This is a genomic window from Streptomyces hazeniae, assembly GCF_031845485.1.
In the GTDB taxonomy this organism is placed as follows: domain Bacteria; phylum Actinomycetota; class Actinomycetes; order Streptomycetales; family Streptomycetaceae; genus Streptomyces; species Streptomyces hazeniae.
In genome coordinates this window covers 1-24,269 of sequence record NZ_JAVREQ010000022.1, presented here as the reverse complement: position 1 = coordinate 24,269, position 24,269 = coordinate 1, and the positions used below count along the sequence as shown (strand labels likewise).

Sequence of the window (24,269 nt, the reverse complement as noted above, 5' to 3'; positions counted from 1 at the left end):
AGTCAGAGAGTGAGCTGACCGTCGGGAACGGTGGTGCGGGGCCGCCGCGCGGGTCGGGCCGGCTGCGGGGGCGCGGTGCAGGCGTGGTCGATCACGTGCGGGTGCGGGCACTCGGCGGGGTGCCAGGGGTCCAGCCACCGCAGGTCGACGCCGTCGCGGGTGGTGCGCAAGCACCAGGCGAGCCGGTTCGGCTCCCGCAGGGCGGCGGCCCGGCCGGGCGGCATCGGCTCGTCGTCCGCCGTGACATCGAGCGCCGCACGCTGGCCGACGAGCTGCTGCAGCACCGGCCGACGGCAGCGCGGGCAGCGGGTTCGGCGTGCGCCGCTGGTGTCCGGCCGGTATCCGCCCGCCATGCCGGGTCACCGCCGTCCCTCGCCGCGCTGCAGCGCCCGGTAGCGGAGCGCTGCGGCGCGGCGTACGGCCGGGGTGGGGCAGGTGTCGCGCATGTGCTTGCCCACCCGGGCGACGAGGGCGGCGACTTCGTGGGGGCCGGTGACGGGTCCGTCGCCGTGGCCGCACGAGCAGGAGAAGTCCGCGCTGGCGAGGGCCTTGGGGTGGTCGAGGCGGACCCGGAGGCCGCAGCCGGGCCGGGGGCCGCAGATCGTCGGGGCGACGGCCGGGGCGCTCACGCCGCCACCCCCAGCTCCGGCAGGCCCGGCAGGACGACGTCCTCACCGGTGACGGCCTCAAACACCATCGCCAGCAGGTCCCGCGCGGCCGGGGGCGTGACAGCGTTCCCCGCCATCCGGACGCGCTCCCGCTTGTTGCCCAGCCAGATGTAGGTGCCGGGGAACGCCATCGCCGCGGCGTACTCCGCCGGCGCCAGCATGCGGAACCCGAGGTCCTCAACTGCGGTCACGGTGCCGCCGCGCAGCAGCGCGTGCCGGTCGACGGTGGTCACCGTCGGGATCGGCTCGGCGGCCGGCCGGGCCGTGGTGTTGCCGTAGTACGGCAGCACCATGTCCGGCACGGCCAAGCCGTGGTGGTTGCCGGAAGCGCACACCGTGGCGAGCGGCTGGGCGACGGGCCGGTGCTTCGACCCGCCGCCGCGCAGCTCCACCACGTACGGCGGGACGGCGAGGCCGGTCTCGTTCCGCGCGGTGCAGGTACGCATCGGGGCGTCCGCCGGACGGGCGCTCTTGCCGTTGCGGCCCTCGACCGGCACCAGGATCGGCTTCGCGTAGGCGGCGAAGCCGTCCCGGATGCGCGTCATGGTCTTCTCGGCCAGGGGCCGGGGCCGGTCGCCGATCCGTACCGCGGGCAGCGCCCAGTCGATGACGTCTGCCGCGGGCCGCACGTCGGGGTGCACCTCGGCGTGGCAGCGGGCGGTCGGGCAGCGCCACACGTACTGCGTGCGGTACTTGCCCCACCGGCGCTCGGGGTTCTTCCACGCCTGCACCGCCCGTACCCGCCGCCCGCAGCTGACGCAGCCCGCGGCCGGGCGGGTCCACTTGTCGAAGTCCGGCTCGCGTTCACCGGCGAGCCAGAACACGACGTACATGCGGTCGCGGGACTGCGGCGCGCCGGGTCCGGCGGCCTGAGCGAACATGCTGTTGAGGTAGACGACCTTCGCCCGGTAGCCGAGCGCGGTCATCGCGGTGTACCAGGCCGGCCAGAGCACCCATTCGCGGGCGTCCACGACGTTCTCCACGACGATCGCCCGGTAGCGGTGGTACTCGGCGAACCGGACGACGTCCCACATCGTGGCTCGGGACCGCTCGGCGGCCTCGTCCGGGAGCGTCTCGCCGAACAGGTCCGGCGTGGCGTCGGCGCGGCGCCGCTTGCCCTGCGCGATGGAGTGGTTCGTGCACGACGGCGAGAACCAGGCGAACGTCGTCGTCGGGTAGCGCCGCGGGTCCACCTGGGAGATGTCGGCGCAGTCGTGCGCGGTGTCGGGGTGGTTGGCGTTGTGGACGTCGATGGCCTTCTGCCAGTGGTTCAGCGCGAGGCGGACGGTCAGTCCGAGCCACTTGGCGCCCTCGGAGGATCCGCCGCCGCCGCAGAACGCGTCGGTGACGTCGGCGCCGAGGGTCTTCAACTGGGGAATGGACATCACTGGGCATCGCCTCCGAGGGTCCAGATGCGGATGACGGCGCCGGGTTCCGCGAGGGCGTCCAGGCCCTCGCCGGGGTGGACCTTGCGCGCGGTGACCTCGACGACGCGGGAGTCGTCGGCGATCGCGCCAGCGTCGGTGAGGGCGTCGAAGGTGGAGCGGAGGAGTTTGTCGAGGTCGCCGCTGTCCCGGGTCGTGGGCCAGGTGATGCGCCTCTTCGGCGCCGACGCCGGCTTCCGGACGGTGAACACGACCTCGACGGACAGCGGCCCGTCCAGCGGCGCCACCTGCCCGGCCGGGGCACCCCCGTACTGCATGACGTGCGCGGTGCGCGTCGCGCGCTCGGCAGCGACCTTCACCGCGGCCCGCCACGGCGCGACCCGCTTGGACTGCTCAACCATGCGGCCGCGGCCGACGTGCCGCTTCGAGCCCTGCGGGGCCGGGCGGTGCCCGCGGACGACGACGGTCAGGTCCGGCGCGGGCGGCGCGGGCGCGAGGATCGGCGTGGTGGTCATGAGCGGCCACCGCCCTCGACGTCACGGCGCGGGGACAGGCGCACCGACCACACGATCGCCGGGACCGCCAGCGTCAACACGGCACCCACCCACGGGGCCAGCGGAGCGAGGGCCATCACAGCCACGCACCCCCCACCGGGCGCATCGGGCTGAACCGAGCCCGTACCACGTCGAGCGGCTCCGTCTCACCCTCGACCGACGCCACCATCAGCGGCACCCGGCCCGTCGGGTCGAGCCGGCCGTTCCACCGCCACTCGACGCCGCACGCGTCGCCCCACGCCAGGGACAGGTCCCACGCGTGGCCGGTGCCGTCGAACCACACCTGCCGCAGGGCGTCGAGCCGGCCGCCGCGGGTGGTGAACGGGGTCTCCGGCGGCGGCCCGTCGGGGTCGAGGTCGGGCAGGCGGGGCGGGCAGGGACGTTCGGTGTGCTGGGCGTCGAGGTGGTCGGCCACCTGGCGGAGCGCCGCGGCGGCCTGCTCCGGGCACAGCTGCGAGTGCGGCACGGACACGGTGCCGTCGCAGTGGACGATGAGGACGAACGCGGTTCCGCGTGGTGGCCCGGTCGGGCCGTACTGCTCGTTCATGAGGCCCCCCAAGGGCGAATCGGCCACGACCCGTCGACGACGGCCGTCGGATCGGTCTTCCGGAAGTGCTCCTGCAAGCCGGCGGCCTGCTCGGCGGCCCACTTGATCTGCGCGTCGTGCAGCGCGCCGAGGTCGAGGTCCCGCAGCTCCCCGAAGCGGGGGCGGCGCACGGCCCGGATCTCCTCCGGCCACTGCTCCGGCTCGGTGTGCGCCAACGTGCCGATGCGGTAGGCGACGCGGGCGGCGACCAGGGCGTCGTACTCGCAGCCGTGCGCGTCCGCGTCCGCCCACGGCAGCCGGTAGGCGGCGGCGCAGGTCTTGAGGACGCGGGCGCCCTGCGTCTCGCTGACGCGGCGGCGGTACGGCCAGACGTGGGTGTCGAGGACGCGGGTGTCGATGACGAGCATCCGCATGTCCGGGTGGATGCGGTCGGCCAGCGGGACGACGTCGTGACGCCGGGCCTCGCGGTCGAGCAGGGTGAGGTCGTAGGTGCCGATGTTGTGGCCGACGACCGGGATCCCGACACCGAGGGACAGGGCGAGCCGCTCGACGACCTCGTCGACGACCTGCGCCGCCGGGCGACCCTCGGCGCGGGCATGCTCGGTGGTGATGCCGTGCACCGCGGCGGCCTCGTCCGGAATCTGCACCCCGGGGTCGGCGAGCCACGACGCGGGGTCGATGTCCCGGCCGCCGCCGACGCCGTACACGGCGGCGGTGACGATGCGGTCCTGCTCGACGTCCACGCCCGTGGTCTCAAGATCAAATGCCGTAAGGCGGCCCAGGTGCCAGGTCATGCGGCACCCCGCATCGCGTCGGCTGGCTCCACGCCCTCCGGCAGCAGGCCCAGAGCGTCGAGCAAGTACCGGCAGTCCTCGGCGTCGGCGGCGTGTTCGGCGACCATCCGCGCGGCGCTGGCCTGCGTCTCGTCCAGCTCGGTGGGCGGCTCGGTGGCGCTGGCCCGTGCCGTGTTGTGCATCACCGCTCACCGCCCGCTGCGCGGGCCACTCCCTGCGCCCACACCTCCGGGTACGCCGACGGCTCCTGCTCGACGGCGCCCTCGTCGACGATCTCTGCGGGGAACACGCCCTCGTCGTCCGGGCCGTCGTCGATGACGCCGGTACGCGGGTCGACCCCGGCCTCGACGTCCGCAGCGATCTGCATCAGCTGCTTCGACAGCTCGTCGGACCCGTCCCGGGCCACGTCCCCGGCGCGGTTCGCCCGGTGCCACACCTGCCGCACCTCGTCGGCCGTACGGCACGCCCGCGCGTCGGCGAGGTAGTCCGGGCGCTCGGCGGGCGCGGCCTCGAGCTGCGGCCGGTCGATCGTCGACGGGTCCAGCGCAGCCGCCGTCGAGATCGGCCCGGACAGGGCGTGTCGCAGCTTCGGCAGCGACGGCACGACCATGACGACGGGGAAGTTCTTCGTCTGCCCGCCCGCTACGCGGGTGCGCTGCTCGATCCACATGCGCACCGGCATCAGGCCCTGCCCGCCGGTGGCTTGGAGCACGGTGTCGACTCCACCGGCCATCGCGTCGGCCGCGTAGAACGACTTCGTCTCCAGCCGCCATACGCCGAGGTCGGGCAGGTCCGGCAGCATCACGTTGATGCGCGAGGTCGGCTTGCACACCTCGCGCGCCGAGCGGAGGTGCCAGTCGTCGCCGTACTGCGCCAGGCACAGGCACGGCTTCCGCGACAGCTGCTCGATCTCGCCGTCGCATCGGCGCTGGCAGCCGCCGCCGGACCACATCTCGTTCGACTGCGACAGCGGGTCGCCGGCCGGGAGGATCGCCCGCAACTCGCTCGCGTCGGTGATGACGCGGTACTGCGCGACGTTCTGGTTCTGCGGCGTCCACTCCTCGACGCGGCCGCCGTACAGCTCGGCGGCCCGCTCGACGTAGTCACGGCTGTGGCTGCTGAGCACGAACGTCTTGGACTTGACCGGCCGGGGCCGCTTGCCCTCTACGGGCAGGCTGTAGCCGGTGCGGATGCGGCCAAGCTCTGCGGCTTGCCGCTTCATCGTCAGGATTCGGGAGCCCATGGTCAGGCTGCCTTTCGGGTCTCGGACCCCGGCGCCCAGGGCGGCAGGATCGTGGGGAAGTCGGCGGTGCGGGTGGCGTGCAGCTGGCGGGCGTTCGCCAGGGCGCCGAGGAACCCGCGGTAGACGTCGCGGCCGGTGGGAAGCTCGATCAGCCGGTGGCTGCGGGGCCGCAGGTTGAGCACGGCGGTGCGGCGCGGCCTCGGAGCGGGCATCTCGGAGTCGTCGGGGAGCAGCGCGACCTCGGCGTACCGATAGGCGGCGAGCTGGTACGGCTGGTCCTCGTACACCGTGGTGGCGGGCTTCTTCGCCGACGTCTTGTAGTCGATGAGCCACAGTTCGCGGCGTCCGCCGGGGCCGGTGGGGAGCCAGATCCACAGGTCTCCGGTTCCGGCGTAGCCGTGCCTGCGGTGCAGGACGGTCGTCTCGACGGCTTCGACGTCGCGGTCGAAGTCGACGCGCCACAGCCGGAACCAGCGGGCGAGCTGCACGGCGTACGGCTCGACTTCGGGGTCGGCGGGGGCGGGCTTGCCGATGACGATGGCGTGCGCGCGGTGGTGGACGCGGGATCCGAGGTCGGTGGCCCGTTCCCGATAGTCGTTGGGCAGGCCAACGAGTTCCTTCCGCAACACGCCCGGTTCGGTGTGGGCCCGGTGGGCGACGGCGACGGGGTCTGCGATCACGTGGTCGGCGACGAGGCCGGCGCCCCAGGGGACGAGTCCGAACTTGGCGACGGAGGTGCCCGTGACGTTGGTGACGGAGATGAGGTCGGGGCCCCCAGCGGGGTCGCGGTAGTAGCGACCCCGCTGGGTGGCGACGGCGTTCTTCGGATCGGTCACTGAGCACCGCCCCGCGGGTTGCAGGTGCGGCAGCGCAGCTCGACGAACTCGCCGTCGCGCCCCCGATAGCGGACCCACCCGCCGTCGCAGTCCGGGTCGCAGCCCGCCGCGGCGAGCCAGTCGTCGCCCTCGACGAATTCCGGCCGGTGCTCCCGCCAGTACGCGAGAGCCGCCTCGAACCACGGCCGCGTGTACTCGCTGAGGCCCTTGCGCCGGACCTCACCGATCCACGTGTCGCGGACGGACTCGTACGCCCGGCGGGTCAGGTCGTAGCCCTGGGACGGGTCGATGTCCTCCAGCGGCACCCCGCGGGCGACGCACAGCGCGATCCGCGCGTCGTCCATGGATGTGCGGGCGTCCACGGCGGCGACATGGTCGGTCGGGTCGGACGCGGCCCGGGCGATGGTCTGCATGCGGAGCACGCAGTGCTTCACGGGGTTCATGCGGCCTCACCGGCCTCCATGAGCCCGGCGGCCCGCTGCGCGGCGTCGTGCGCCGCGACCTCAGCCGCCAGCAGCAACACGTTCTGCGTCGCCTCCTCGTCGGAGATGACGAGCCGGCCACGCCGCACCGGGCGAGCGGACGGGCGCCACGGGGCACCGCCGAACCGGCCGGTGGGGATCTCCTCCGCGTACAGGTGCTTGAGTCGGGCGTCGCTCATCAGACGATCACCCACTCGCGGAGCAGGTGGCCGGGGATGGCCGGCTTGCTGGTGTCCCGGCGGGCCTGCGACACCAGGGCGCCGACCTCGTTCTCCGGCACCCCGTGCGCGGTCATGACGTGCTCGACGAGGCGGTCGTGCGCCTCGTCGGAGGACGCCGGGATGCTCGGGTCGTCGGTCTCGTGCGTGGGGTCGAACGGCTCGCTGTACGTGCAGGCGGCGCCGACGGGGCAGTGGTAGTAGGCAGTGCTCACGACGCCCTCCGGCCCTGCTGCACCGGCAGCGGGCTGGCCGCGAAGTGCGCGCGGGTCGACGCGAACAGCGGGTGCCGGATCGTGGACCGCGACCGCGGGAACCCGTCCTCGGCAGCGACCTGCGCCGCGGTGTCGGTGTCGTAGGCGGTCTCGTTGCTGGTGCAGTTCGACGCGTGGCCGCACGAGTCGCAGCACGTGCCGCAGTCGCAGTCGCGGGCGCTCACGCCGCCACCCCCAGACCGGCGGTGCCGAACTGCGAGTCGACGTCCAGGTCGAGCAGCATGTGCCGCTGCTCGGCGAGACGCCCCTCAGCCAGGTCCGCCAGAGAGCTCGGCATGATGCCGACCAGCTCGACGTCGACGTCCCGCCAGCAGACGACCAGCCCGTATGAGCGCAGGTCCTGCCCGCCGCTGGTGAAGGACTGGCGGGCCGTCACCTCGCCGCCGAGCACCTGCTGGAAGCGGTGCAGGTCGTCGAGGGTGCTCGCGCCGTTCTGGACGTCGCCGAGCAGAGCGGGCGCCATCGCGCAGACTCGCCATCCGGCGACGGGCAGTTCCGGGTGCTCCCGCAGGAGCTGGGCGAGCGCCAGCGCGGGCGCCAGCTGGGTAGGCTTCTTCACGGCCTACTCCTTTCGAATGGTTGTGGGTGGGCCAGGGGTCGCCCGCTGCTTGGCCGTTGCGGTGCGGCCCCGTCTTCGTTGTCAGGCGGCGCGGTCGGTGCGGGCCGGGCTCGTCGCGGCGGCCTTGCGGCGCCGGAGGATCTCGGTCTCGATCGCGTCGACCGACCCGAGTGGGTGGCCGGGGTAGTAGGCGGCTTCGGCCGCTTCGCGGGGGGACATCGCGGCCCGCTTGGCGACGCCGGCGGTCAGTGCGCGGGCCGCTGCGGAGATCGCGGCCTCTCGGGTCACGGGCCGGCGGTTCATGCGGCGAGTCCCGTCGCGATCTGTTCTGCGGCGGTGTCGCCGTCCTTCACCTCGAACAGGTCGGTGAAGCTGACGCCGTAGAACCGCATGAGGCGGGCGGCGACGGACGGGCCGACTCCTCCCCCGTTCTCGATGCGGTGGGCGGTGGCGATCCCGATGCCGACGGCGTCGGCCTTCTGCTCGTAGGTGAGGAGTCCGCGGTCTTCGGCGAGCTGCCGGTAGCGGGTGGTCTTGAGGGTGAACATGGCGGTGCACCTCCTTCCGTGCGCGGAAGTTTCCTTGCGTGGAAGAAAGCTAGCACAGATCCTTCCGTGCATGGAAGGAAGTAGCCGACTCATTTGAGTCGGCTGAATGTGCCGAACGCCTGTTCTATAGAGGGGGGACGTGGGTAGACCACGAACACGCCGGTCAGACCAATGACTGGTCTTTCTTCCGTGCACGGAATGTCGACTTAACTTCCGTGCACGGGCGGTAGCCTGCGCACATGCGGAGACGAGACAACGGCGACGACGCGCGGCAGGTCTGGGTGACCTGGCTACGCGAGACGTTGCAAGAACGCGGATACGACGTCGACAGCCCTCGCGGAGGGGGCAAGACGCAACTGGCCGCTGACCTTGACATGGCCGGGTCGAGCGTGACTCGCCTACTCACCGGCGGCAGCATGCCCAACCACGAGACCGTCGTGCGCCTGGCCAAGGTCCTCGACGTCCCCCTCGCAGAGCTACTCGTTCGAACAGGGAAGGCAGCGGAATCGGACTTTCCACAAACAGGGTCAAAACTTGATCACTCTGAGGTATCGTCCGTAACTCCTATGACCCCGGAGCAACTCGCAGCCGCGGCGAAGGTGCCACAAGCACACAGAGCCTGGTTCGAGGAGATGGTCCGGAACTTCATGAACGAAGCGGACAGCGAACAGCACGGTGGCAACTCAACGGGGGGAGCCGCCGCGGGAAGGTAGGCGCTCCATGCGGGGTATGGCGACTGCGCGCGGACTGATCGGGCTCACCACGACGGCCGGAGGCGGCCTCATCGCACACGGCATCACCATCGGGGACGCCACGACGTTCCGCGTCGGCCTGACCGTCGCCCTCGTCGCGATCGCCGGACTCGTGCTGTACCGCGACAAGCGCAGCACGGACCGCATCATCGCCAACCAGACCCACCTGGCCGCCATCCAGGAACGGGGCATAGAACGGCTCGCGCAGGCGAGACACGCCCCGGCAGAACTCCCCACCAACGTCCACCAGATGCACCGCCACCTCCCGCCGCCCCGCGTCGCGGCCCACAACCGCCAGCGGGGCGGCGCCTGACCCACACTTCTCCCCATGAGCCCACCACCCGCCCGCCACACCGGGCACACCGCCGACGACGAGGCCATCCCCGCCATCGGCTACGTACGCGTCTCCACCTGGCGCGAAGAGAAGATCAGCCCAGAACTACAGCGCGCATCCGTCGAAGGATGGGCCCGCCGATCCGGCCGCGTCATCGTCGACTGGGTCGAAGACCTCGACGCCACCGGCACCAACTTCCGCCGAAAGATCATCAACGCGATCGAGCGGGTAGAGCGCGGCGAAGTCCGCGAGATCGTCGTGTGGAAGTACAGCCGCTTCGGCCGCGACCGGCACGGAGTCGCCCTCAACCTCGCCAGGATCGAGAAGGCCGGCGGACAGCTCCAGTCCGCCACTGAAGAAGCCGACGCCACCACCGCCACAGGCTGGTTCCACCGCGACATGCTGTTCAGCGTCGCCGGGTTCGAGAGCAAGCGGGCGGGCGAGCAGTGGATCGACGCCATGGACCACCGGCGGGCGCAGAAGCTCCCCGCCTCCGGAGGCCGCCGCTTCGGCTACATCTGGCACCCCCGCACCATCCCGGACGGGCAAGGCGGCTTCACCACACAGGAAGAGAAGTACGTCGTCGACCCCGACACCGGACCCATCGCTGCGGACCTGTACCGCCGCCACGTCGACGGCGAGGGGTTCTACCGGCTCGCCGGGTGGCTCAACGAGCACGGCTACTACAGCCCCCGCACCGGCAAGCCGTGGGGCCTGAACGCCCTCATTTACTACATGGACGCCGGCTTCCCCGCGGGGAAGCTGTGGGTGCACCGCCGCGACCTCCAGTGCGGCACCCGGAACAAGTGCACCGCCCGGCGGGCCCACTACACCCACATCGACGGGGCGCAGCCCGCGCTCGTCGACCCGGAGCTGTGGCAGCAGTACCTCGATCGGCGGGCGCGGAACGCGAAGCTTCCACCCCGCTCCCGGAAACCGACCTACCCCCTCACGGGGCTCGTCCGCTGCGGGCACTGCGGCCGGTCCGCGATCCCCAGCAACGGCAACTACACCACCGGCTACGCCTACCGGTGCAGCGGCCGCGCCCACCACGGAAACGACTGCAAGGGCGCCTACGTCCGCCGGTCGATCGTCGAGAAGCGGGTGCACGAGTGGCTCGGGGAAGTCGCCGACGAGATCGACGCCCAGTCCGCGGGCACGGAGATCCAGCCGCCGGCGCCGGCCGTCGACCCCGGTATCGAGCGGGCCCGGCTCGCGAAGGAAGCGGACAAGCTGCAACACGCCCTCGACTCCGCGTCGGAGGCGTACGCGCTCGGCGACATCCCCCGGGACAGCTACCTGCGCACCCGGGACCGCCTACAGCAGCGCATGACTGGGCTGGAGAAGCAGATCGAGGAAGCCGCCGCGGACGCGGACCGGGTGCGGGGGCCCGCGCCGTTCACCGGGGTCGTGCAGACGCTCTTGTCGGAGTGGGACACTCTCGCCGTGTCCGTGAAGCGGGATCTCCTGGCGACGCTGCTCGCCCGGGTCGAGATCCTGAGCGACGAGGACGGCCGACGGGCGCGGCCGGTGCCGGTTTGGCCCACGGCGGAGTAGGACAGCCTTACCAGGTCGCCCCGTGCTCGTGCTTTAGAGCAACCGTCCCCGGCGAGCTGCAGGACCAGGTGGTGCAGCAGCCCGTCACGGACCCTGGCGTGGACCGTGACCTGGTCGTAGGGGGCGGGAGCGAGGAAGCGCAGGGTGTCGACGACGTGGATGAAGTCGTCGAGGATCATGTGCCGCGGGCTCTCGGGCAGGCCGACGCGGTGCTTCTGGAGGACGATCAGGTCGCGCGGGTGCTCCAGGCACTGCGTGTAGCACGGCGCGTGGCGGCGGTTGAACCCGACGGCGAGGGGGATTCCGGCCGACTCCGCCCTGTCGACGAGCGTCTCCGCGTCGGCCAGGTGGTGGGCGAGCGGCTTGTCGACGTAGGTGGGGACGCGCGCGTCGAGCAGGCGGCCGACGAGCCGGGGGTGTGCCGGGGTCGCGGCGTGGACGAACGCCGCGTCCGGGCGGGCGTCGAGGAGACCCTCGATCGTGGCGTGGCGGTGTGCGGGAGGGACGCGGTAGGCGTCGCCGAGTTCGCCGAGCACCCGGGCGTCGCGGGTCACCAGGTGCGGCTCGACACCGGGCTGTGCGGTGAGCACCGGCAGGTAGGCCTTGCGGGCGATCGCGCCGAGCCCGATGATGCCGATCTTCACGGGTGCTCCTGGTCCGTTCGGTGAGGGCGGCCGCTGCCGCGGGGTGGAGGGATGTGTACCCGGCGGCGGCACCTCGACGCCCGCGTTTTCACTCTCCCGGGGAATGTCGCGGCAACCCGCCGACGTGCAGGGTTGCGGGGTGAGACATATGACGGGAGCCGTGGTGCTGGGGTGCGTGTCCGTCGTGGCGGTGACGGGCTGCGTGACGGTCCGGGCGAAGGAGGAGCCGCACCGGTCCCCCGGCCCCGGTTCTTCGCGGGCTGCGGAAGCGGCGGACGGGGCTGGTGAGCCGCCGGCGGGCCGGCCCTCGCCGCACGAAGGACTGTCACGCCCGGCCCCGGCGCCGGGCGTGTCCGGGCGGCACGACGCCCGGCCCGGCGCCGTACCGGAACGGGAAGCGGCCGAGAGCGGGGCGCTCGCGCAGGTGCCGCCGGGGGCGGACGGACCGGCCGGGCGGCCCGCTGCCGGGGGCGGCGCGGAACGGCGGGCCCCGGCCCTGCGGCCCGGGGACATGCCGGGGCTGCCGGGCGGCGCGAGGATGTGCGACCTCGGCCGCCGGTACGGCGGCTGGGACGCGGGCAGCGCGCCGCAGGACGCCTGCGAGCGGGCCTACGGGCGCTGATCCGGTTCCTCCAGTCTCCGGCCGAGCCGGTCGATCGCGGCGAGGACGCCCCGGCCGTAGGCGTCGTCGGGCAGCACGTGCGCCGCGTGCCGCGCGCGCTCCAGCTCGCGGCGCGCGGCGCGCGGGTCGCCGAGCTTGGCATGGTCGGCGGCCAGGTTGAGATGCAGGGAGGGATACAGGGCCCGCACCTCGACGGCGTGCTCGCCCCAGGCCGCGTGGTCCTCGGTGAGCGAGTCGGCGGCGGCCAGCGCCCGCAGGTCCCAGGCCAGTTCGTCGGCCGGGTCGTCCTGGGTGTCCGCCATGTAGTGGGCGATGGTGCACCGGTGGAAGGCGTCCGCTTCGGAGGTCTCCTCCCACAGCGCGGCGAAGCGGCTGCGGGCCTCCTCCCGGTCTCCGGCGTGGTGGAGCATCACCGCCTGACCGATGCGCGTGGTCGGTTCGCCCTGCGACGGCTGGGGCGCTGCTGCGGTCACGGCTGCTCCTCGACGGTGTGCGGGCCTGCGGGTCCCGCGTGGGGGGTGGCGGGGTGGAGGTCAGGCGGCCAGGTCGGGGATGCGCCAGTCGACGGGATCGTGGCCCTGGGCCCGCAGGGCCGCGTCGATCTGGCTGAACGGGCGGGAGCCGAGGAACTTCTTCGCCGAGAGCGGGGACGGGTGGGCCCCCTCGACGACGGCGTGCCGGGTGGTGTCGACGAGACGGAGCTTCTTCCGGGCGTAGGCACCCCAGAGCACGAACACGGCGGGCTGCTCGCGGTCGGACACGGCGCGGATCACGGCGTCGGTGAACCTCTCCCAGCCCTGGTTCTTGTGCGAGTTGGGCTCGGCCTCACGCACCGTCAGCACGGAGTTGAGCAGCAGGACGCCCTGCCGCGCCCAGGGGGTGAGGCAGCCGTTGTCGGGCACCGGGTGGCCGAGGTCGTCGCGCAGCTCCTTGTAGATGTTGCGCAGCGAGGGCGGGGTCCGTACGCCCGGACGCACGGAGAAGCACAGGCCGTGGCCCTGGCCGGCCCCGTGGTAGGGGTCCTGACCGAGTACGAGGACCTTGACCTGGTCGAAGGGTGTGGCATCGAGGGCGGCGAAAACCTCGTCGCGGGGCGGGTAGACCGGCCCCGCCGCTCGTTCCTTCTCGACGAACTCGGTGAGTTCGGTGAAGTAGTCCTCGTCCAGCTCCTCGCCGAGAACGCCCTGCCAGGATCCGGGCAGCATGCCGATCACGCGTCAACCTCCGTCAGATGCGGGCGCGTTCCGCTTGGTGTTCCCACGCGCCGGAACCGAAGGTACCGGGCGCCACCGACAACGCCGCGCCGGGCGGCGCGGTGCGGGGTCGTCGGCCCCGCGTACAGACGTGCGCCCCGGCTGCCGACCAGCCGGGGCGCACGCAGTGCGGAAGGGCTCCAGGTCGCTACCAGCTCGCCTTCCGGTTCAGCTCCCACATGCGCATGATCGTCGAGGGGTCGATGCACCATTCGACGCCGGCGATGTCCTTGCCGGCCGCCACGTACACCTTGCCCTGCCAGAGCGGCAGCAGGCGGGCGTCCTCGGCGAGGATCTTCTGCGCCTCGGTGAAGGCCTCGCTGGCGATGCCGCGGTCGTCCTGCTTGCGGGAGGACGGCAGCAGCTCCTGGGTGATGCGGGGCGCCTCGTACGGCGTGTTCAGCGCGTTGTTCTCACCGACGAACGGGGAGATGAAGTTGTCCGCGTCGGGGAAGTCGGGGGCCCAGCCACGGCCGAAGACCGGGTACTCGCCGTGCAGGTAGTCCTGGGAGTACTCGTTCCACGGCTTGCCCTTGACGGTGATGTCGAAGAGGCCGGAGCCCTCGAGCTGGCGCTCGATCTCCTCGAACTCCTTCTTCATCGTCGAGCCGTAGCGGTCGGTGGTGTACCAGAGGGTCAGCGGCACCTTCTCGGTGATGCCGGCTTCCCGCAGGACGGCCTCCGCGCCCGCACGGCTGGGCTCGCCGTACTCGTCGAAGTAGGCGTTGGTGTGGCCGGTCAGGCCACTCGGCACCATGGAGTACAGCGGCTCGGCGGTGCGGTCGTAGACGTTGCGCACCAGTGCCTTGCGGTCGATGAGCTGGGCGATGGCCCGGCGGACGGCTTCGTCGCCCGCCCAGTCGTACTTGGGGTTGAAGACCAGGTAGCGGATCTCCTTGCCCGGGAGCTCGCTCAGCTCGATCTTGTCGTTGCCCTTAGCGCCGGCGTCCTGGAACTCGCTGATCTGACTCGGCGTGAGCCCGCGGAAGGTGACGTCGAGTTCGCCCTTCTTGAACTTCTTCACCATCGCCTTGGAGCTCTGGAAGTAGCGGATGGTGACCTTGTCGTTCTTGATCTCGGCGGCACCCTTGTAGTTCGGGTTCGCGAGCAGGACGGCGCGCTTGTTCTCCCTGTACTCCTCGAGCACGTACGGGCCGGATCCGCCGATCTCGGTGCCCTTGAGCAGCCCCTTGTCGTCGTACACCTCGGGGTCGACGATCGAGGCCGCGGGAGTGGCGAGGACGTACTCGAAGGTCGCGTCCGACTCCTTCAGGTGGAAGACGATCTCGTGCTTCCCCGGGGTCTCGATGCGGTCCAGGCTGCCGAGGAGGCCCGAGGGGCCGCCTTCGGCGCCGATGCTGAAGACGCGCTCGAGGGAGAACTTGACCGCCTCCGCGTCCAGCGGGTTGCCGTTGGAGAAGGTGAGGTCCTCGCGCAGGGTGCAGCGGTACACCTTGCTCGCCGTGTCGGTGAACTTGCAGGACTTGGCGGCGTCCGGCTCGGGCGAGCTGGAGGAGTTGGGGAAGTGCATCAAGGTCTGGTAGACGTTCCGGAACAGCTCCCAGGACTGGTCCCACGCGCCGGCCGGGTCCAGGACGCTGGGCGAGCTGGTGGTGCCGACCACGATGGACTGGTCCTCGTCGTTGTCACCACCGGGCAGCACGCTGCACCCGGCGAGCAGCGCCGCGCTCACCGCGATCGCTGCGGTTCTCAGAGGTCCGTTCCGGTCGAACACGTACGCGCTCCTCAGTCGGCGGGGCCACTGCTTGATGCGGTTGCATGAGGGATGTCGCCCGCCGGCCGGTTCCATGCGCTTCGCTTGCGCATCCGTGTGTCCTGCACGCGGATGCCCGCGCGGACCCGCTGGCCGCAGGCGCATCAGACCTTACCCCAGCATCCCAGCCGTGAGCAGGGACAGATCATCCCTTTGTGACGCCCTTTTCGAAGGCGTCACAGATCTGATGCCGCTCCGCTGCGGAGCGGCATCAGATGGGTGACCAGCGGTGGACGCGGCTCAACTCAGGGTCATCAGACCCCGGCGTTGAGGAAGAGGCCGCCGTCGAGGACCAGGGTCTGGCCGGTGATCCACGCCGCGGCGTCCGAACTGAGGAACGCGGCGGCGCCGCCGACGTCCTCGGGGGCTCCGAGCCGCCCCATCGGGTAGCGGGCCGCGGCCTCGTCCTCACGGCCCTCGTAGAGCGCCGCGGCGAACTTCGTCTTCACCACGGCCGGTGCGAGCGCGTTGACGCGGGCGGCGGGCGCGAACTCGTGGGCGAGCTGCTGCGTCAGGTTGACCATCGCGGCCTTGCTCATGCCGTAGGCGCCGACGAAGGGCGAGGCGGAGAGCCCGGCGATGGAGGCGATGTTGACGACCGAACCGCCGTGGTCGCGCTGCCAGGCGGCCCAGGTCCGCTGGGCGAAGCCGAGGGCCGAGATGACGTTGGTCTCGAAGACCTTGCGGGCGACGGCGAGGTCGAGATCGGCCATGGGCCCGAAAACGGGGTTGGTCCCGGCGTTGTTGACCAGGTGGTCGAGCCGTCCGTAGGCGGCCATGACCGCGTCGACGGCGGCGGCCTGGTGGCCGGTGTCGTGCGCCTTCCCCGCGACGTACATGGCCCGGTCGGCGCCGAGCGAGGCCACCGCGGTCTTCAGGGCGTCCTCGTTGCGACCGGTGATGCAGACCCTGTCACCGCGTGCCACGAGGGCTTCGGCGACGGCATATCCGATGCCGCGGCTGCCGCCGGTCACCAGGGCCGTCCGCCCGCTGTCCGGGCGGGGCGTTCCGGGCTGTGACGGGTCCGGCTGTGCTGTGTCGGTCATGGGCGTGACTCCTGTCAGTTGAGGGGGCCGCCGGCCACGTACATGACCTGGCCGGACACGAATCCCGCGTCGTCGGAGGCGAAGAAGGCGATGGCGCCGGCGACGTCCTCGGGGCGGCCGACGCGCTGGACCGGGATCTGGGTGGCGGCTGCGGCCTGGAACTCGTCGAAGTCCATACCGACGCGTTCGGCGGTGGCGGCGGTCATGTCGGTGACGATGAAGCCGGGCGCGACGGCGTTGGCGGTCACGCCGAACTTGCCCAGTTCCTTGGCGAGGGTCTTGGTGAAGCCCTGGAGACCCGCCTTGGCGGCGGCGTAGTTGACCTGGCCGCGGTTGCCGAGAGCGGAGCTGGAGGAGAGGTTGACCACGCGTCCGAACCCGGCGTCCACCATGTGCTTCTGGCAGGCCCTGGTCATCACGAAGGCGCCGCGCAGGTGGACGTTCATCACGGTGTCCCAGTCCGCGTCGCTCATCTTGAACAACAGGTTGTCGCGGAGCACACCGGCGTTGTTCACCAGCACGGTGGGCGCGCCGAGTTCCTCGGCGACCCGGGCGACGGCGGCCTCGGCCCGCTCGGTGTCGGCCACGTCGCAGCCGACGGCGATCGCCCGCCCGCCCGCGGAGGTGATCTTCTCGACGGTGTCCTTGCAGGCCGCCTCGTCGAGGTCGAGCACGGCGACGGCCCTGCCTTCGTGTGCCAGGCGCACGGCGGTGGCCGCGCCGATGCCTCGGGCTGCGCCGGTGACGATCGCGACGCGCTGCTCGCTGGTGGACATCTCGTTCTCCTCGTCCTCGTGGGGTCGCCGGCGGGTCGCGGGCCCGCCTGGTGAGCAACCGCTTAGTAGGCTCGGTGGTCGTGACGCTAGAAGTCGTGGCACTCCGTGTCAACGGCAGCCCGGTTCATGCCGGTCACCGCACCAGGAGGTCCAGCAGCCGGCGGGCCTCGGCCTCGGGGTCCGCGGTCAGGCCGGTGTGCACCGGGCCGGGCTGGACGACGGTACTGCGCGGCGCGACGATCCAGCGGAAGCGGCGTCCGGCGTCGTCGCCCGCGGCCTGCCCCGCGTCGCCGCCGCCCCGGCACACCCCCTCGACCGCGCGCAGCGCGGCGTGCACCCCCGCCACGTCGGCGTCCGGGTCCAGGGCGCGCAGCCGGTCCTCGTCCAGGTGGGTCAGCGCGGCGGCGTAGGAGCGCGCACGGCAGTAGAGCACGACGCCGGCGTTGATGAGTTCGCCGCGTTCGACGCGCGGGACGACGCGGAGCAGGGCGTATTCGAAGACCATGCGAGGCGTCATCGCGTCTCCCCCGGCTTCCCGGCGTGCCGGGCGGGGGCCGGTTCGGGCGCGGTGCCGGGGCGCCCGGTCAGCCAGCCCGGGGCCTGTGAGGGCCGGTCGGGGGTGGGTGCGCCCAGTTCGACGCGTTCGTGCACCTGTGGCGCGCGGGCTGCGAGGACGCGGGTATAGGCGGCGCGGACGTCGTCGGGGTCGTCGAAGCCGGGTTCGCCCGCCAGCCAGTCGTCGGGGATGTCCGCGGTGCACCGGTCGAGGAGTGCGGGCGTGACCCGGGGGGCGAGGTCGGCCGCGGCGGCGGCCACGTCGGGGGCGAAGGGCGCGAGGACGTGGTCCGACGCGTCGTAGCGGCGGTTCGCGGCTGCGGCGGCCTTCGGCCAGTTGTGGTGCCAGATCAGGGAGGCCCCGTGGTCGATGAGCCACAGGTCGCCGTGCCAGACCAGCAGGTTGGGGTTGCGCCAGGAGCGGTCGACGTTGCCGGTCAGGGCGTCGAACCAGACGATCCGACCGGCCTCCCGGGCCGTCACCTCGTAGGCGAGCGGGTCGAATCCGAGGGACCCGGGGAGGTAGTCCATGCCCAGGTTGGGACCGCCGCTCGCCTTCAGCAGTTCCTGCACCTCCTCGTCCGGCTCGGCGAGCCCGAGGACCGGGTCGACGTGGACGACTGCCAGGTCGGGTACGCGGAGCCCGAGGAGCCGGGCGAGCCGCCCGCAGACGACTTCGGCGACCAGCGTCCTGCGGCCCTGTCCGGCACCGGTGAACTTCACGACGTAGGTGCCCAGGTCGTCGGCTTCCAGGAGGCCGGGCAGCGAGCCGCCCTCGCGCAGGGGCGTGACGTACCGGGTGGCGGTGACTTCGGGCAGCATCGCACCAGGTTATGCGGCGCCGTGTCGTTGAACGCGGCGGCCCGGGCGCACGTAGGAAGGTGTGGACGGCTGTCCCGAGACCGTAGGAGCGTCACATGAACACCGCCTTTCCCACCCGCCGTACCGTGCTGGCCGCCGCGGGGACCACCTCGGCCGCGCTGGCTCTCGCCGCGTGCGGGAGTTCCGGCGGCGGGGACGCCGGCGGCGAGAAGTCCCCCGGGTCCGGCGACCAGCCGACCGGAGAGGGCACTTCGGAGCCCGGCGGGGGCGGCGCGGAGCTGGTGAGCGCGTCCGAGGTGCCGGAGGGCGGCGGGACGATCCTCAAGGAGGAGAAGGTGGTCGTCACCCAGCCCTCGGCCGGCGAGTACAAGGCCTTCTCCGCGGTGTGCACGCACCAGGGCTGCGTGGTGTCGTCGGTCGCGGACGGCTCCATCAACTGCGCGTGCCACGGCAGCCGTTTCGCCGTCGCCGACGGCAGCGTGCAGCAGGGTCCGGCGACGCAGCCGCTGCCCGCGGTGAAGGTGTCGGTGCGCGGCGGTTCCGTGCGGCGGAGCTGACCGGGCGCCTCCTCCACCGGCCCGTCAGTCGTACCGGCGTGACAGGGAGGGGCGCAGCGCGTCGGTCACGGCGTCCGCCACTCCCTCGACCTCTTCCAGAGCCAGCGGCGAGAGGGTGATCCGGACTCCGGGTTCCGAGGCGAGGCGGAAGCGCGCGCCGGGGGCCACCGCCCAGCCGGCCTGGAGGAGGCGCGCCACCGCTCCGGTCTCGTCGGGCACGGGCACCCAGGCGTTCATGCCGCTGCGGCCGCGTGCGGGCACGCCACGGTCCGCGAGGGCGCGTACCAGTGCGTCCCGCCGGTGCCCGTAGGAGGCGGCGACGCGGTGCGGACGCACGGCCTCGTGTTCCCAGAGCCGGGCGACGGCGTCCTGGAGCAGGTGGCTGACCCAGCCCGGGCCGAGCCGCTGGCGGCCCCGCACCCGGTCGACGGTGAGCGCGTCGCCGGTGAGGACGGCCAGGCGCAGGTCGGGGCCGTACGCCTTCGCGGTGGAGCGGACCAGCGCCCAGTGGGTGGTGGAGCCGCAGACCGCGTGCAGCGGCAGGTCGACGATGCCGTGCCCGTGGTCGTCCTCGACGACCAGCGTGGCCGGGTGTTCCGCCAGCAGCGCGCGGAGGGCGGCTCCACGCGCGGCCGAGACGGCGGCGCCCGTGGGGTTCTGGGCGCGGGCGGTCACGATCAGGGCGCGGGCGTGCCGCCGGAGGGCGCCGGCGACGGCGTCGGGCAGCGGCCCGTCGTCGTCCACGGCGACGGGCAGCGGACGCAGGCCGAGGGCCGGGACCAGGTCCAGCAGACTCCCCCAGCCGGGGTCCTCCACGGCGACGACGTCACCGGGCCGCAGGTGCGCCGCCAGGACGCGTTCGATCGCGTCCAGGGCGCCGGAGGTCACGGCGACGGGCCCTTCGGGAACGCCGTCGTCGGCGAGCATCCGCCGAGCGGCGCGGCCGAGTTCAGCCGTGACGGCGGGGGCGCCGTAGAGCGTCGGACGCGTGCGGGCGCGCTCGGCCGCCGCGGCGAGGGCGTCGCCCAGCGGAGGCAGCAGCGCGGGGTCCGGATTGCCGGTGGACAGGTCGCGCGCACCGCGGGGGACGTCGACGCGGAGCGACTCGCGGGGTGTGCTGGCCGGGCGGTGCCGGATGCGGCTTCCCCGGCGCCCGGCGGTCTCGATCACTCCGCGGTCCCGCAGCGAACGATAGGCGGCCGCCACGGTGTTGGGATTGACGCCGAGCCGTGTGGCGAGCTCGCGCTGCGGGGGAAGCGCGTCGCCGGGGGCGAGGGCGCCGGCGCCGACGCCGCGCTCCACGCTGGCGGCGATCTCGGCTGCGCCCGCTCCCTCGATCCGGTAATCTCCTAGCACAAACATAATTATGCACTAGTTCAAAGAGAACGCAAGGAGATCCCCATGTCCGCCACCGCGTCTCAGCGACCGTCCTACGAGGCCGTCGGGCGCACCACGCCGACCCGCAACCGCGACCGGGCCTCCTACGACCGCGACCTGGTGCACGCGATCCTCGACGAGGGCTACGTCTGCCACCTGGGTTTCGTGCGCGACGGGGCACCCGTGGTGCTGCCGACGCTGTACGCCCGGGCCGGCGAGCGGCTGTACGTGCACGGTTCCACCGGCTCCCGGCCACTGCGGGCGGCCGGGGACGGCACCGAGGCACCGGGGCTTGCCGTCTGCCTGACCGTCACGCACGTCGACGGGCTGGTGCTCGCCCGCTCGGCCTTCCACCACTCCGCCAACTACCGCTCCGTGGTCGTCCACGGCGAGGCCCGGCAGGTGACGGACCCGCAGGAGCGGACGGCGGCGCTGGACGCGCTGGTGAACCACGTGCTGCCCGGCCGGGCGGCCGACTGCCGCCCGGCGGACGCGCGGGAGCTGGCGGCCACCGCCGTCCTGGCGCTGGACCTGGTGGAGGTCTCGGCGAAGGTCCGGTCCGGCCCGCCCGTGGACGAGCCGGAGGACCTGTCGCTCCCCCACTGGGCCGGCGTGCTGCCCGTGCGCAGCACCAGGGGCGAGCCGGTGCCGGCCGACGACCTGGCCGGCACCGTCGCCGCGCCCGCCTACCTCACCGCTCCGCGGAGGCCGGGACGCTGAGGTCGGGCCCCGGCCGCACGGGGGTCCGACGGACCGACGCGGCGTGCCGCGCCTCGGCCCACGCCAGGCCGGTCACGGCGAGGAGAAGCAGCACCGTGCCGGTCACCGTGGCGGCGGTCAGCCGTTCGTCCAGGAGCACCACCGCGATGACCGCGGCGCTCACCGGCTCGATCAGCATGATGACCGAGACGGTCGCCGCGCGGACCACGGCGGCGCCCGCGAAGTACAGGGCGTAGGCGAGCGCCGTGGGCACGGCCGCGACGTAGGCGAGGAGGAGCAGCACCCGGACCGGGTCCCCGGTCTGCGGGAGGAGCCCTTCGGCCAGCGCCAGGGGGAGGGTGCAGACCGCCCCGACGGCGAACGCCCACCGTGTGGTGGCGGACTCGCCGGTGCCCGACGTGCGGCCGAACCGCCGCGTCAGCAGGGTCACCGCCGCGTAGCCGGTGGCGGAGAGGAGGGCGAGGGCGACTCCGGCGGGGCGGACCGTGCCGCCTCCGGCACCGAGACACAGGACGAGGAGTCCGGCCAGTGCACCGGTCACCGCCGCGATCCCAGAACCACCGAGGCGTTCGCCCATGGTCAGCCGCGCGCCGAGCGCGATGAGGACGGGTCCCGCGCCGAGCGTGACGACGGTGCCGACGGCGAGGCCGGTGACCTCGACCGCGGCGAAGTAGGCGGTCTGGAAGACGGCGAGGCCGACGCCGGTGGCGGCGATGCGCAGCGCACGACGCCCGCGCCGCTCGGCCGGCCGGGGCGCCCGGGCCGGCTCCGTCCGCGAGCGTGCCGTGAGTCCGCGCAGGCCCTGGAAGGCCAGCAGCAGCAGGAGGCCTCCGGCGTAGCGCCAGAAGGAGAGGGCGAGGGGGCCGAGGTCGCTCGCCCGGTAGAGGAGCGAGGCGGCCGCGCCGGCGGTGCCCCAGGCGACGCCGGCCACGACGAGGTAGGTCAGGGCGCGGCCGACGGGCAGGACGGCGGCAGCTGAAAGGGATGCGTGCGACACGTGGTGTACTCCGCGCAGAGAGGGGACTGGTGACGTTCCCGTCTGCGGGCGCCGGAGGGGGACGCCGCGGGCGGAGCCTTGCTCCCCCGGTGGCGCGGTCCTCGGCCGGCCCGCTCTACGCGGCGGGCGGCGACAGCACGGTCAGGTACACGGCGGCCACCCTACGAGGACGGGGTCCGCGCGGACAAGCCCGTTCCGGCGTGGTCGGCGACGGCGCTCCCGGCGACCGGCTCGGGTGCGGGCGGCCGGGGGGCCGAGCGCTGGGCGATGAGGGCGCCGGTGAGCACCAGCAGACCGCCGAGGACCTGGGGTGCGGAGAGGTGTTCGCCGAGCAGCACCCAGGCCAGCGCGGTCGCGATGACCGCCTCCAGACAGGCGACCACCCCGGCGACCTGCGGGGACAGGCGGCGCACGGAGACCACGCCGGTCAGGTAGGCGGCGACGGTGGCGACCAGCACGATCCACCCGAGGAGCAGCAGGCCCGGGACCGGCGTGCCGTCCATCTCGGCGTCGCGGAGCAGGACCCCCCATTCCATGGACCACGGCCGGGCGACGAGGGTGAGCAGGAGTGCGCCGACCAGCAGGCCGTACGCGATCACGCCCACCGGGTCGGGCCGCCTGCCGTCGGCCTCGTCGGCGCCGTGGTCGGAGAGCACGAAGTAGCCGACCTGACAGCAGGCCGCGCCCAGCGCCAGCAGCAGGCCGAGGACGTCGAAGGCCAGCCCTGACCACACCTGCACCACGCAGCTCAGCCCGCCGACGGCCAGCACCACGCCGACGGCCGCCGCCCGGGTCACCGGGCGGCGCTGCACGAACCGCACCCAGCCGAGGACCAGCGCGGGGGCCAGGTACTCGATGAGCAGGGCCACGCCCACGGGGATGCGGGAGATCGCGGCGAAGTAGCAGGCCTGCACGCCGGCCACCGCGAAGAGGCCGAAGCCCGCCAGCAGCGCGGGATGCGACCTGAGCAGCCCGCGGTGACGCCAGGCGAGGGGCAGAGTGACCAGGGCGGCTCCCGCGACCCGTAGCCAGGTGACGTGCAGGGGGTCGAGGCCGGCCTCGATGAGCGGCTTGGCCGCGGGACCGGATCCGCCGAAGGCGAAGGCGGACAGGAGCGCGATGGCGAGTCCCGTGCTCCGGGCCCGGACGAGGTGCGACGGTGGTGCGGCGTGCGGCATGCGCCCCATGATGCCAAGCGAAGTCAGGAGTGTCACCCTGGATAGCACCTGTCTCACCGTGCGAGACCCGGACGCGGCCGGCCCTCGCGGAGGCCACGAAGCGTGCGGGTCGGCGTCCCCGCGACCGGCCGTGGCGAGGCGCGACCGCCGCGGCCTACGCTTCCCGGCATGAGAATCCGTGTCGTCGACGCCTTCACCGACCGTCCGTTCGCCGGCAATCCCGCCGCGGTCGTCCTGCTCGAGGAGGCGCGCTTCCCCGAGGACGAACGGCTCCAGCGGGTTGCGAGCGAGATGAACCTCTCCGAGACGGCGTTCGCGCACCCGCTCCCCCGCGAGGCGGACGCGGACTGGGCGCTGCGCTGGTTCACGCCCGCCGTGGAGGTGAACCTGTGCGGGCACGCGACGCTGGCCACGGCGCACGTGCTGCACTCCGCCGGACGGGCCGGCTCCCGGCTGCGGTTCCGGACCCGTAGCGGAGTGCTGACCGCCGCTCCCTCCCCCGACGGCACGGTGACGCTGGACTTCCCGACGGCTCCGCTGACGCCGGTGGCCGAGCCGCCCGGGCTCTCCGCGGCACTGGGCTGCGAGGTCCTGACGGTGCACGACACGGGGCCGGACGTCGGCGACCTCCTGGTCGAGGTCCACGACGAGGAGACGGTGCGCGCCCTCGCGCCGGACATGGCCGCGCTGGCCCGGCTCCGGGGGCGCGGCGTCATCGTCACCGCCGCCGCTCACGACACGGCCGCCGGTTACGACTTCGTCTCCCGGTTCTTCGGGCCCGCGGTGGGGGTTCCGGAGGACCCGGTCACCGGGAGCGCCCACACGGCGCTCGCGCCGCTGTGGGCGGCCCGCCTGGGGAGGGACGAGCTGACAGGTTTCCAGGCGTCCGCGCGGACCGGAGTGGTGCGGACCGCGCTGCGCGGCGCGCGGACGGAGCTGTCGGGGTCGGCGGTGACGATGCTGGACGGCCGGCTGCTGACGGGTCTCTGAGCGCACGGGCCGCCGCTGCACCCCCGGTGGCGGTGCGCGTGCGCCGGGAGGGGGTCACCGACCGGAGGCACCGGACGGCGGGATGCTCCTATTGACGTCAACCGGCGGGTGCCAGGTTGGTTTGGGTGATGCGTGGCTTGTTGGTCAGAGCGCGGTAGACCTCGCGGGCGACGAATCGCTTGAGGCAGCGCATGATGTCCTTCTTC

At 73.0% G+C, this 24,269-nt stretch carries 33 protein-coding genes and 1 pseudogene; 7 read left to right on the top strand and 27 right to left on the bottom strand.

The window, feature by feature from the left end:
• Positions 1-2: 2 nt before the first annotated feature.
• The 16 genes from RM572_RS21755 to RM572_RS21680 form a co-directional block, all read right to left on the bottom strand.
• Positions 3-284: a hypothetical protein gene (locus RM572_RS21755; RefSeq protein ID WP_311675078.1), complete on the bottom strand. Its 282-nt coding sequence runs from the start codon at positions 282-284 to the stop codon at positions 3-5.
• A 75-nt stretch (positions 285-359) separates the two neighbouring features.
• Positions 360-629, bottom strand: a complete 270-nt coding sequence (locus tag RM572_RS21750) for a hypothetical protein (protein ID WP_311675077.1) — start codon at positions 627-629, stop codon at positions 360-362.
• Entirely contained in the window at positions 626-2,053 is a 1,428-nt protein-coding gene (locus tag RM572_RS21745) for a DNA cytosine methyltransferase (protein WP_311675076.1), read from the bottom strand. The genes RM572_RS21750 and RM572_RS21745 overlap by 4 nt, the downstream gene beginning before the upstream one ends.
• On the bottom strand, positions 2,053-2,568 hold the full coding sequence (locus tag RM572_RS21740) for a RusA family crossover junction endodeoxyribonuclease (RefSeq protein ID WP_311675075.1): 516 nt from the start codon (positions 2,566-2,568) through the stop codon (positions 2,053-2,055). The genes RM572_RS21745 and RM572_RS21740 overlap by 1 nt, the downstream gene beginning before the upstream one ends.
• 115 nt (positions 2,569-2,683) lie before the next feature.
• Positions 2,684-3,154, bottom strand: coding sequence for a phiSA1p31-related protein (locus RM572_RS21735; protein ID WP_311675074.1), 471 nt, complete (start codon positions 3,152-3,154; stop codon positions 2,684-2,686).
• Positions 3,151-3,948: an exonuclease domain-containing protein gene (locus tag RM572_RS21730; protein WP_311675073.1), complete on the bottom strand. Its 798-nt coding sequence runs from the start codon at positions 3,946-3,948 to the stop codon at positions 3,151-3,153. The genes RM572_RS21735 and RM572_RS21730 overlap by 4 nt, the downstream gene beginning before the upstream one ends.
• Entirely contained in the window at positions 3,945-4,130 is a 186-nt protein-coding gene (locus tag RM572_RS21725) for a hypothetical protein (protein ID WP_311675072.1), read from the bottom strand. The genes RM572_RS21730 and RM572_RS21725 overlap by 4 nt, the downstream gene beginning before the upstream one ends.
• Positions 4,130-5,191 (bottom strand): recombination directionality factor, encoded by a 1,062-nt coding sequence (locus RM572_RS21720; RefSeq protein ID WP_311675071.1) that lies wholly within the window; start codon positions 5,189-5,191, stop codon positions 4,130-4,132. The genes RM572_RS21725 and RM572_RS21720 overlap by 1 nt, the downstream gene beginning before the upstream one ends.
• A 2-nt stretch (positions 5,192-5,193) precedes the next feature.
• Positions 5,194-6,027 (bottom strand): hypothetical protein, encoded by an 834-nt coding sequence (locus tag RM572_RS21715; RefSeq protein ID WP_311675070.1) that lies wholly within the window; start codon positions 6,025-6,027, stop codon positions 5,194-5,196.
• Positions 6,024-6,470 carry a hypothetical protein gene (locus RM572_RS21710; protein ID WP_311675069.1) on the bottom strand — a complete coding sequence of 149 codons (447 nt, stop codon included), beginning with the start codon at positions 6,468-6,470 and terminating at the stop codon, positions 6,024-6,026. Before RM572_RS21710 ends, RM572_RS21715 begins: the two co-directional genes overlap by 4 nt.
• Positions 6,467-6,688 (bottom strand): hypothetical protein, encoded by a 222-nt coding sequence (locus RM572_RS21705; RefSeq protein ID WP_311675068.1) that lies wholly within the window; start codon positions 6,686-6,688, stop codon positions 6,467-6,469. The genes RM572_RS21710 and RM572_RS21705 overlap by 4 nt, the downstream gene beginning before the upstream one ends.
• The gene (locus tag RM572_RS21700) at positions 6,688-6,942 is read right to left on the bottom strand and encodes a hypothetical protein (RefSeq protein WP_311675067.1); all 255 of its coding nucleotides are present in this window, start codon (positions 6,940-6,942) and stop codon (positions 6,688-6,690) included. The genes RM572_RS21705 and RM572_RS21700 overlap by 1 nt, the downstream gene beginning before the upstream one ends.
• Positions 6,939-7,166: a hypothetical protein gene (locus tag RM572_RS21695; protein ID WP_311675066.1), complete on the bottom strand. Its 228-nt coding sequence runs from the start codon at positions 7,164-7,166 to the stop codon at positions 6,939-6,941. The genes RM572_RS21700 and RM572_RS21695 overlap by 4 nt, the downstream gene beginning before the upstream one ends.
• Entirely contained in the window at positions 7,163-7,561 is a 399-nt protein-coding gene (locus RM572_RS21690; RefSeq protein WP_311675065.1) for a hypothetical protein, read from the bottom strand. Before RM572_RS21690 ends, RM572_RS21695 begins: the two co-directional genes overlap by 4 nt.
• Positions 7,562-7,642: 81 nt before the next feature.
• Positions 7,643-7,864: a hypothetical protein gene (locus RM572_RS21685; RefSeq protein ID WP_311675064.1), complete on the bottom strand. Its 222-nt coding sequence runs from the start codon at positions 7,862-7,864 to the stop codon at positions 7,643-7,645.
• Complete coding sequence (locus tag RM572_RS21680; protein ID WP_311675063.1) at positions 7,861-8,109, bottom strand: helix-turn-helix domain-containing protein; 249 nt, start codon at positions 8,107-8,109, stop codon at positions 7,861-7,863. Before RM572_RS21680 ends, RM572_RS21685 begins: the two co-directional genes overlap by 4 nt.
• Before the next feature lie 239 nt (positions 8,110-8,348).
• Here RM572_RS21680 and RM572_RS21675 point away from each other — a divergent pair, with 239 nt between their 5' ends.
• Genes RM572_RS21675 through RM572_RS21665 form a run of 3 tightly spaced genes read left to right on the top strand, consistent with a single transcriptional unit; the run spans position 8,349 to position 10,752 of the window.
• Positions 8,349-8,822 (top strand): helix-turn-helix domain-containing protein, encoded by a 474-nt coding sequence (locus tag RM572_RS21675; RefSeq protein WP_311675061.1) that lies wholly within the window; start codon positions 8,349-8,351, stop codon positions 8,820-8,822.
• A 16-nt stretch (positions 8,823-8,838) separates the two neighbouring features.
• Entirely contained in the window at positions 8,839-9,174 is a 336-nt protein-coding gene (locus tag RM572_RS21670; protein ID WP_311675060.1) for a hypothetical protein, read from the top strand.
• 15 nt (positions 9,175-9,189) lie between these two features.
• A complete protein-coding gene (locus RM572_RS21665) occupies positions 9,190-10,752 on the top strand; it encodes a recombinase family protein (RefSeq protein WP_311675059.1) in 1,563 nt (520 codons plus the stop codon).
• Here RM572_RS21665 and RM572_RS21660 read toward each other — a convergent pair.
• Positions 10,743-11,396 (bottom strand): annotated as a pseudogene (locus tag RM572_RS21660) (Gfo/Idh/MocA family protein); the annotation flags it as partial. The gene RM572_RS21665 and the pseudogene RM572_RS21660 sit on opposite strands and share 10 nt — an antisense overlap.
• Before the next feature lie 148 nt (positions 11,397-11,544).
• Here RM572_RS21660 and RM572_RS21655 point away from each other — a divergent pair.
• Complete coding sequence (locus tag RM572_RS21655; protein ID WP_311675058.1) at positions 11,545-12,018, top strand: hypothetical protein; 474 nt, start codon at positions 11,545-11,547, stop codon at positions 12,016-12,018.
• On the opposite strand, the gene RM572_RS21650 is transcribed toward RM572_RS21655, so the two are convergent.
• The 7 genes from RM572_RS21650 to RM572_RS21620 all read right to left on the bottom strand — a co-directional run bounded on the left by RM572_RS21650 (position 12,006) and on the right by RM572_RS21620 (position 18,244).
• Entirely contained in the window at positions 12,006-12,428 is a 423-nt protein-coding gene (locus tag RM572_RS21650) for a hypothetical protein (RefSeq protein WP_394813677.1), read from the bottom strand. The genes RM572_RS21655 and RM572_RS21650 overlap by 13 nt on opposite strands.
• Before the next feature lie 123 nt (positions 12,429-12,551).
• On the bottom strand, positions 12,552-13,223 hold the full coding sequence (ung, locus tag RM572_RS21645) for a uracil-DNA glycosylase (RefSeq protein ID WP_027764761.1): 672 nt from the start codon (positions 13,221-13,223) through the stop codon (positions 12,552-12,554).
• 196 nt (positions 13,224-13,419) lie between these two features.
• Positions 13,420-15,006 (bottom strand): ABC transporter substrate-binding protein, encoded by a 1,587-nt coding sequence (locus tag RM572_RS21640; protein ID WP_311675055.1) that lies wholly within the window; start codon positions 15,004-15,006, stop codon positions 13,420-13,422.
• 293 nt (positions 15,007-15,299) lie between these two features.
• Positions 15,300-16,091: an SDR family oxidoreductase gene (locus RM572_RS21635; protein WP_311675054.1), complete on the bottom strand. Its 792-nt coding sequence runs from the start codon at positions 16,089-16,091 to the stop codon at positions 15,300-15,302.
• Positions 16,092-16,105: 14 nt separating this feature from the next.
• Positions 16,106-16,867, bottom strand: coding sequence for a 3-oxoacyl-ACP reductase FabG (gene fabG / locus RM572_RS21630; protein WP_311675053.1), 762 nt, complete (start codon positions 16,865-16,867; stop codon positions 16,106-16,108).
• 133 nt (positions 16,868-17,000) lie between these two features.
• Positions 17,001-17,384 (bottom strand): DUF3037 domain-containing protein, encoded by a 384-nt coding sequence (locus RM572_RS21625; protein WP_136181383.1) that lies wholly within the window; start codon positions 17,382-17,384, stop codon positions 17,001-17,003.
• Positions 17,381-18,244 carry a HipA family kinase gene (locus RM572_RS21620; protein WP_311675052.1) on the bottom strand — a complete coding sequence of 288 codons (864 nt, stop codon included), beginning with the start codon at positions 18,242-18,244 and terminating at the stop codon, positions 17,381-17,383. Before RM572_RS21620 ends, RM572_RS21625 begins: the two co-directional genes overlap by 4 nt.
• 95 nt (positions 18,245-18,339) lie before the next feature.
• On the opposite strand from RM572_RS21620, the gene RM572_RS21615 reads away from it, so the two are divergent.
• Positions 18,340-18,801 carry a Rieske (2Fe-2S) protein gene (locus tag RM572_RS21615; RefSeq protein WP_311675051.1) on the top strand — a complete coding sequence of 154 codons (462 nt, stop codon included), beginning with the start codon at positions 18,340-18,342 and terminating at the stop codon, positions 18,799-18,801.
• A 24-nt stretch (positions 18,802-18,825) separates the two neighbouring features.
• Here RM572_RS21615 and RM572_RS21610 read toward each other — a convergent pair whose 3' ends face one another.
• A complete protein-coding gene (locus RM572_RS21610) occupies positions 18,826-20,157 on the bottom strand; it encodes an aminotransferase class I/II-fold pyridoxal phosphate-dependent enzyme (RefSeq protein ID WP_311675050.1) in 1,332 nt (443 codons plus the stop codon).
• 45 nt (positions 20,158-20,202) lie between these two features.
• On the opposite strand from RM572_RS21610, the gene RM572_RS21605 reads away from it, so the two are divergent.
• On the top strand, positions 20,203-20,898 hold the full coding sequence (locus tag RM572_RS21605; RefSeq protein WP_311675049.1) for a pyridoxamine 5'-phosphate oxidase family protein: 696 nt from the start codon (positions 20,203-20,205) through the stop codon (positions 20,896-20,898).
• Here the strand turns inward: RM572_RS21605 and RM572_RS21600 are convergent.
• Positions 20,870-21,895, bottom strand: coding sequence for a DMT family transporter (locus tag RM572_RS21600; RefSeq protein WP_311675047.1), 1,026 nt, complete (start codon positions 21,893-21,895; stop codon positions 20,870-20,872). The genes RM572_RS21605 and RM572_RS21600 overlap by 29 nt on opposite strands.
• A gap of 161 nt (positions 21,896-22,056) precedes the next feature.
• On the bottom strand, positions 22,057-23,073 hold the full coding sequence (locus RM572_RS21595) for an EamA family transporter (protein ID WP_311675046.1): 1,017 nt from the start codon (positions 23,071-23,073) through the stop codon (positions 22,057-22,059).
• A gap of 168 nt (positions 23,074-23,241) precedes the next feature.
• Here RM572_RS21595 and RM572_RS21590 point away from each other — a divergent pair, with 168 nt between their 5' ends.
• The gene (locus tag RM572_RS21590; protein ID WP_311675045.1) at positions 23,242-24,063 is read left to right on the top strand and encodes a PhzF family phenazine biosynthesis protein; all 822 of its coding nucleotides are present in this window, start codon (positions 23,242-23,244) and stop codon (positions 24,061-24,063) included.
• Positions 24,064-24,269 lie beyond the last annotated feature (206 nt).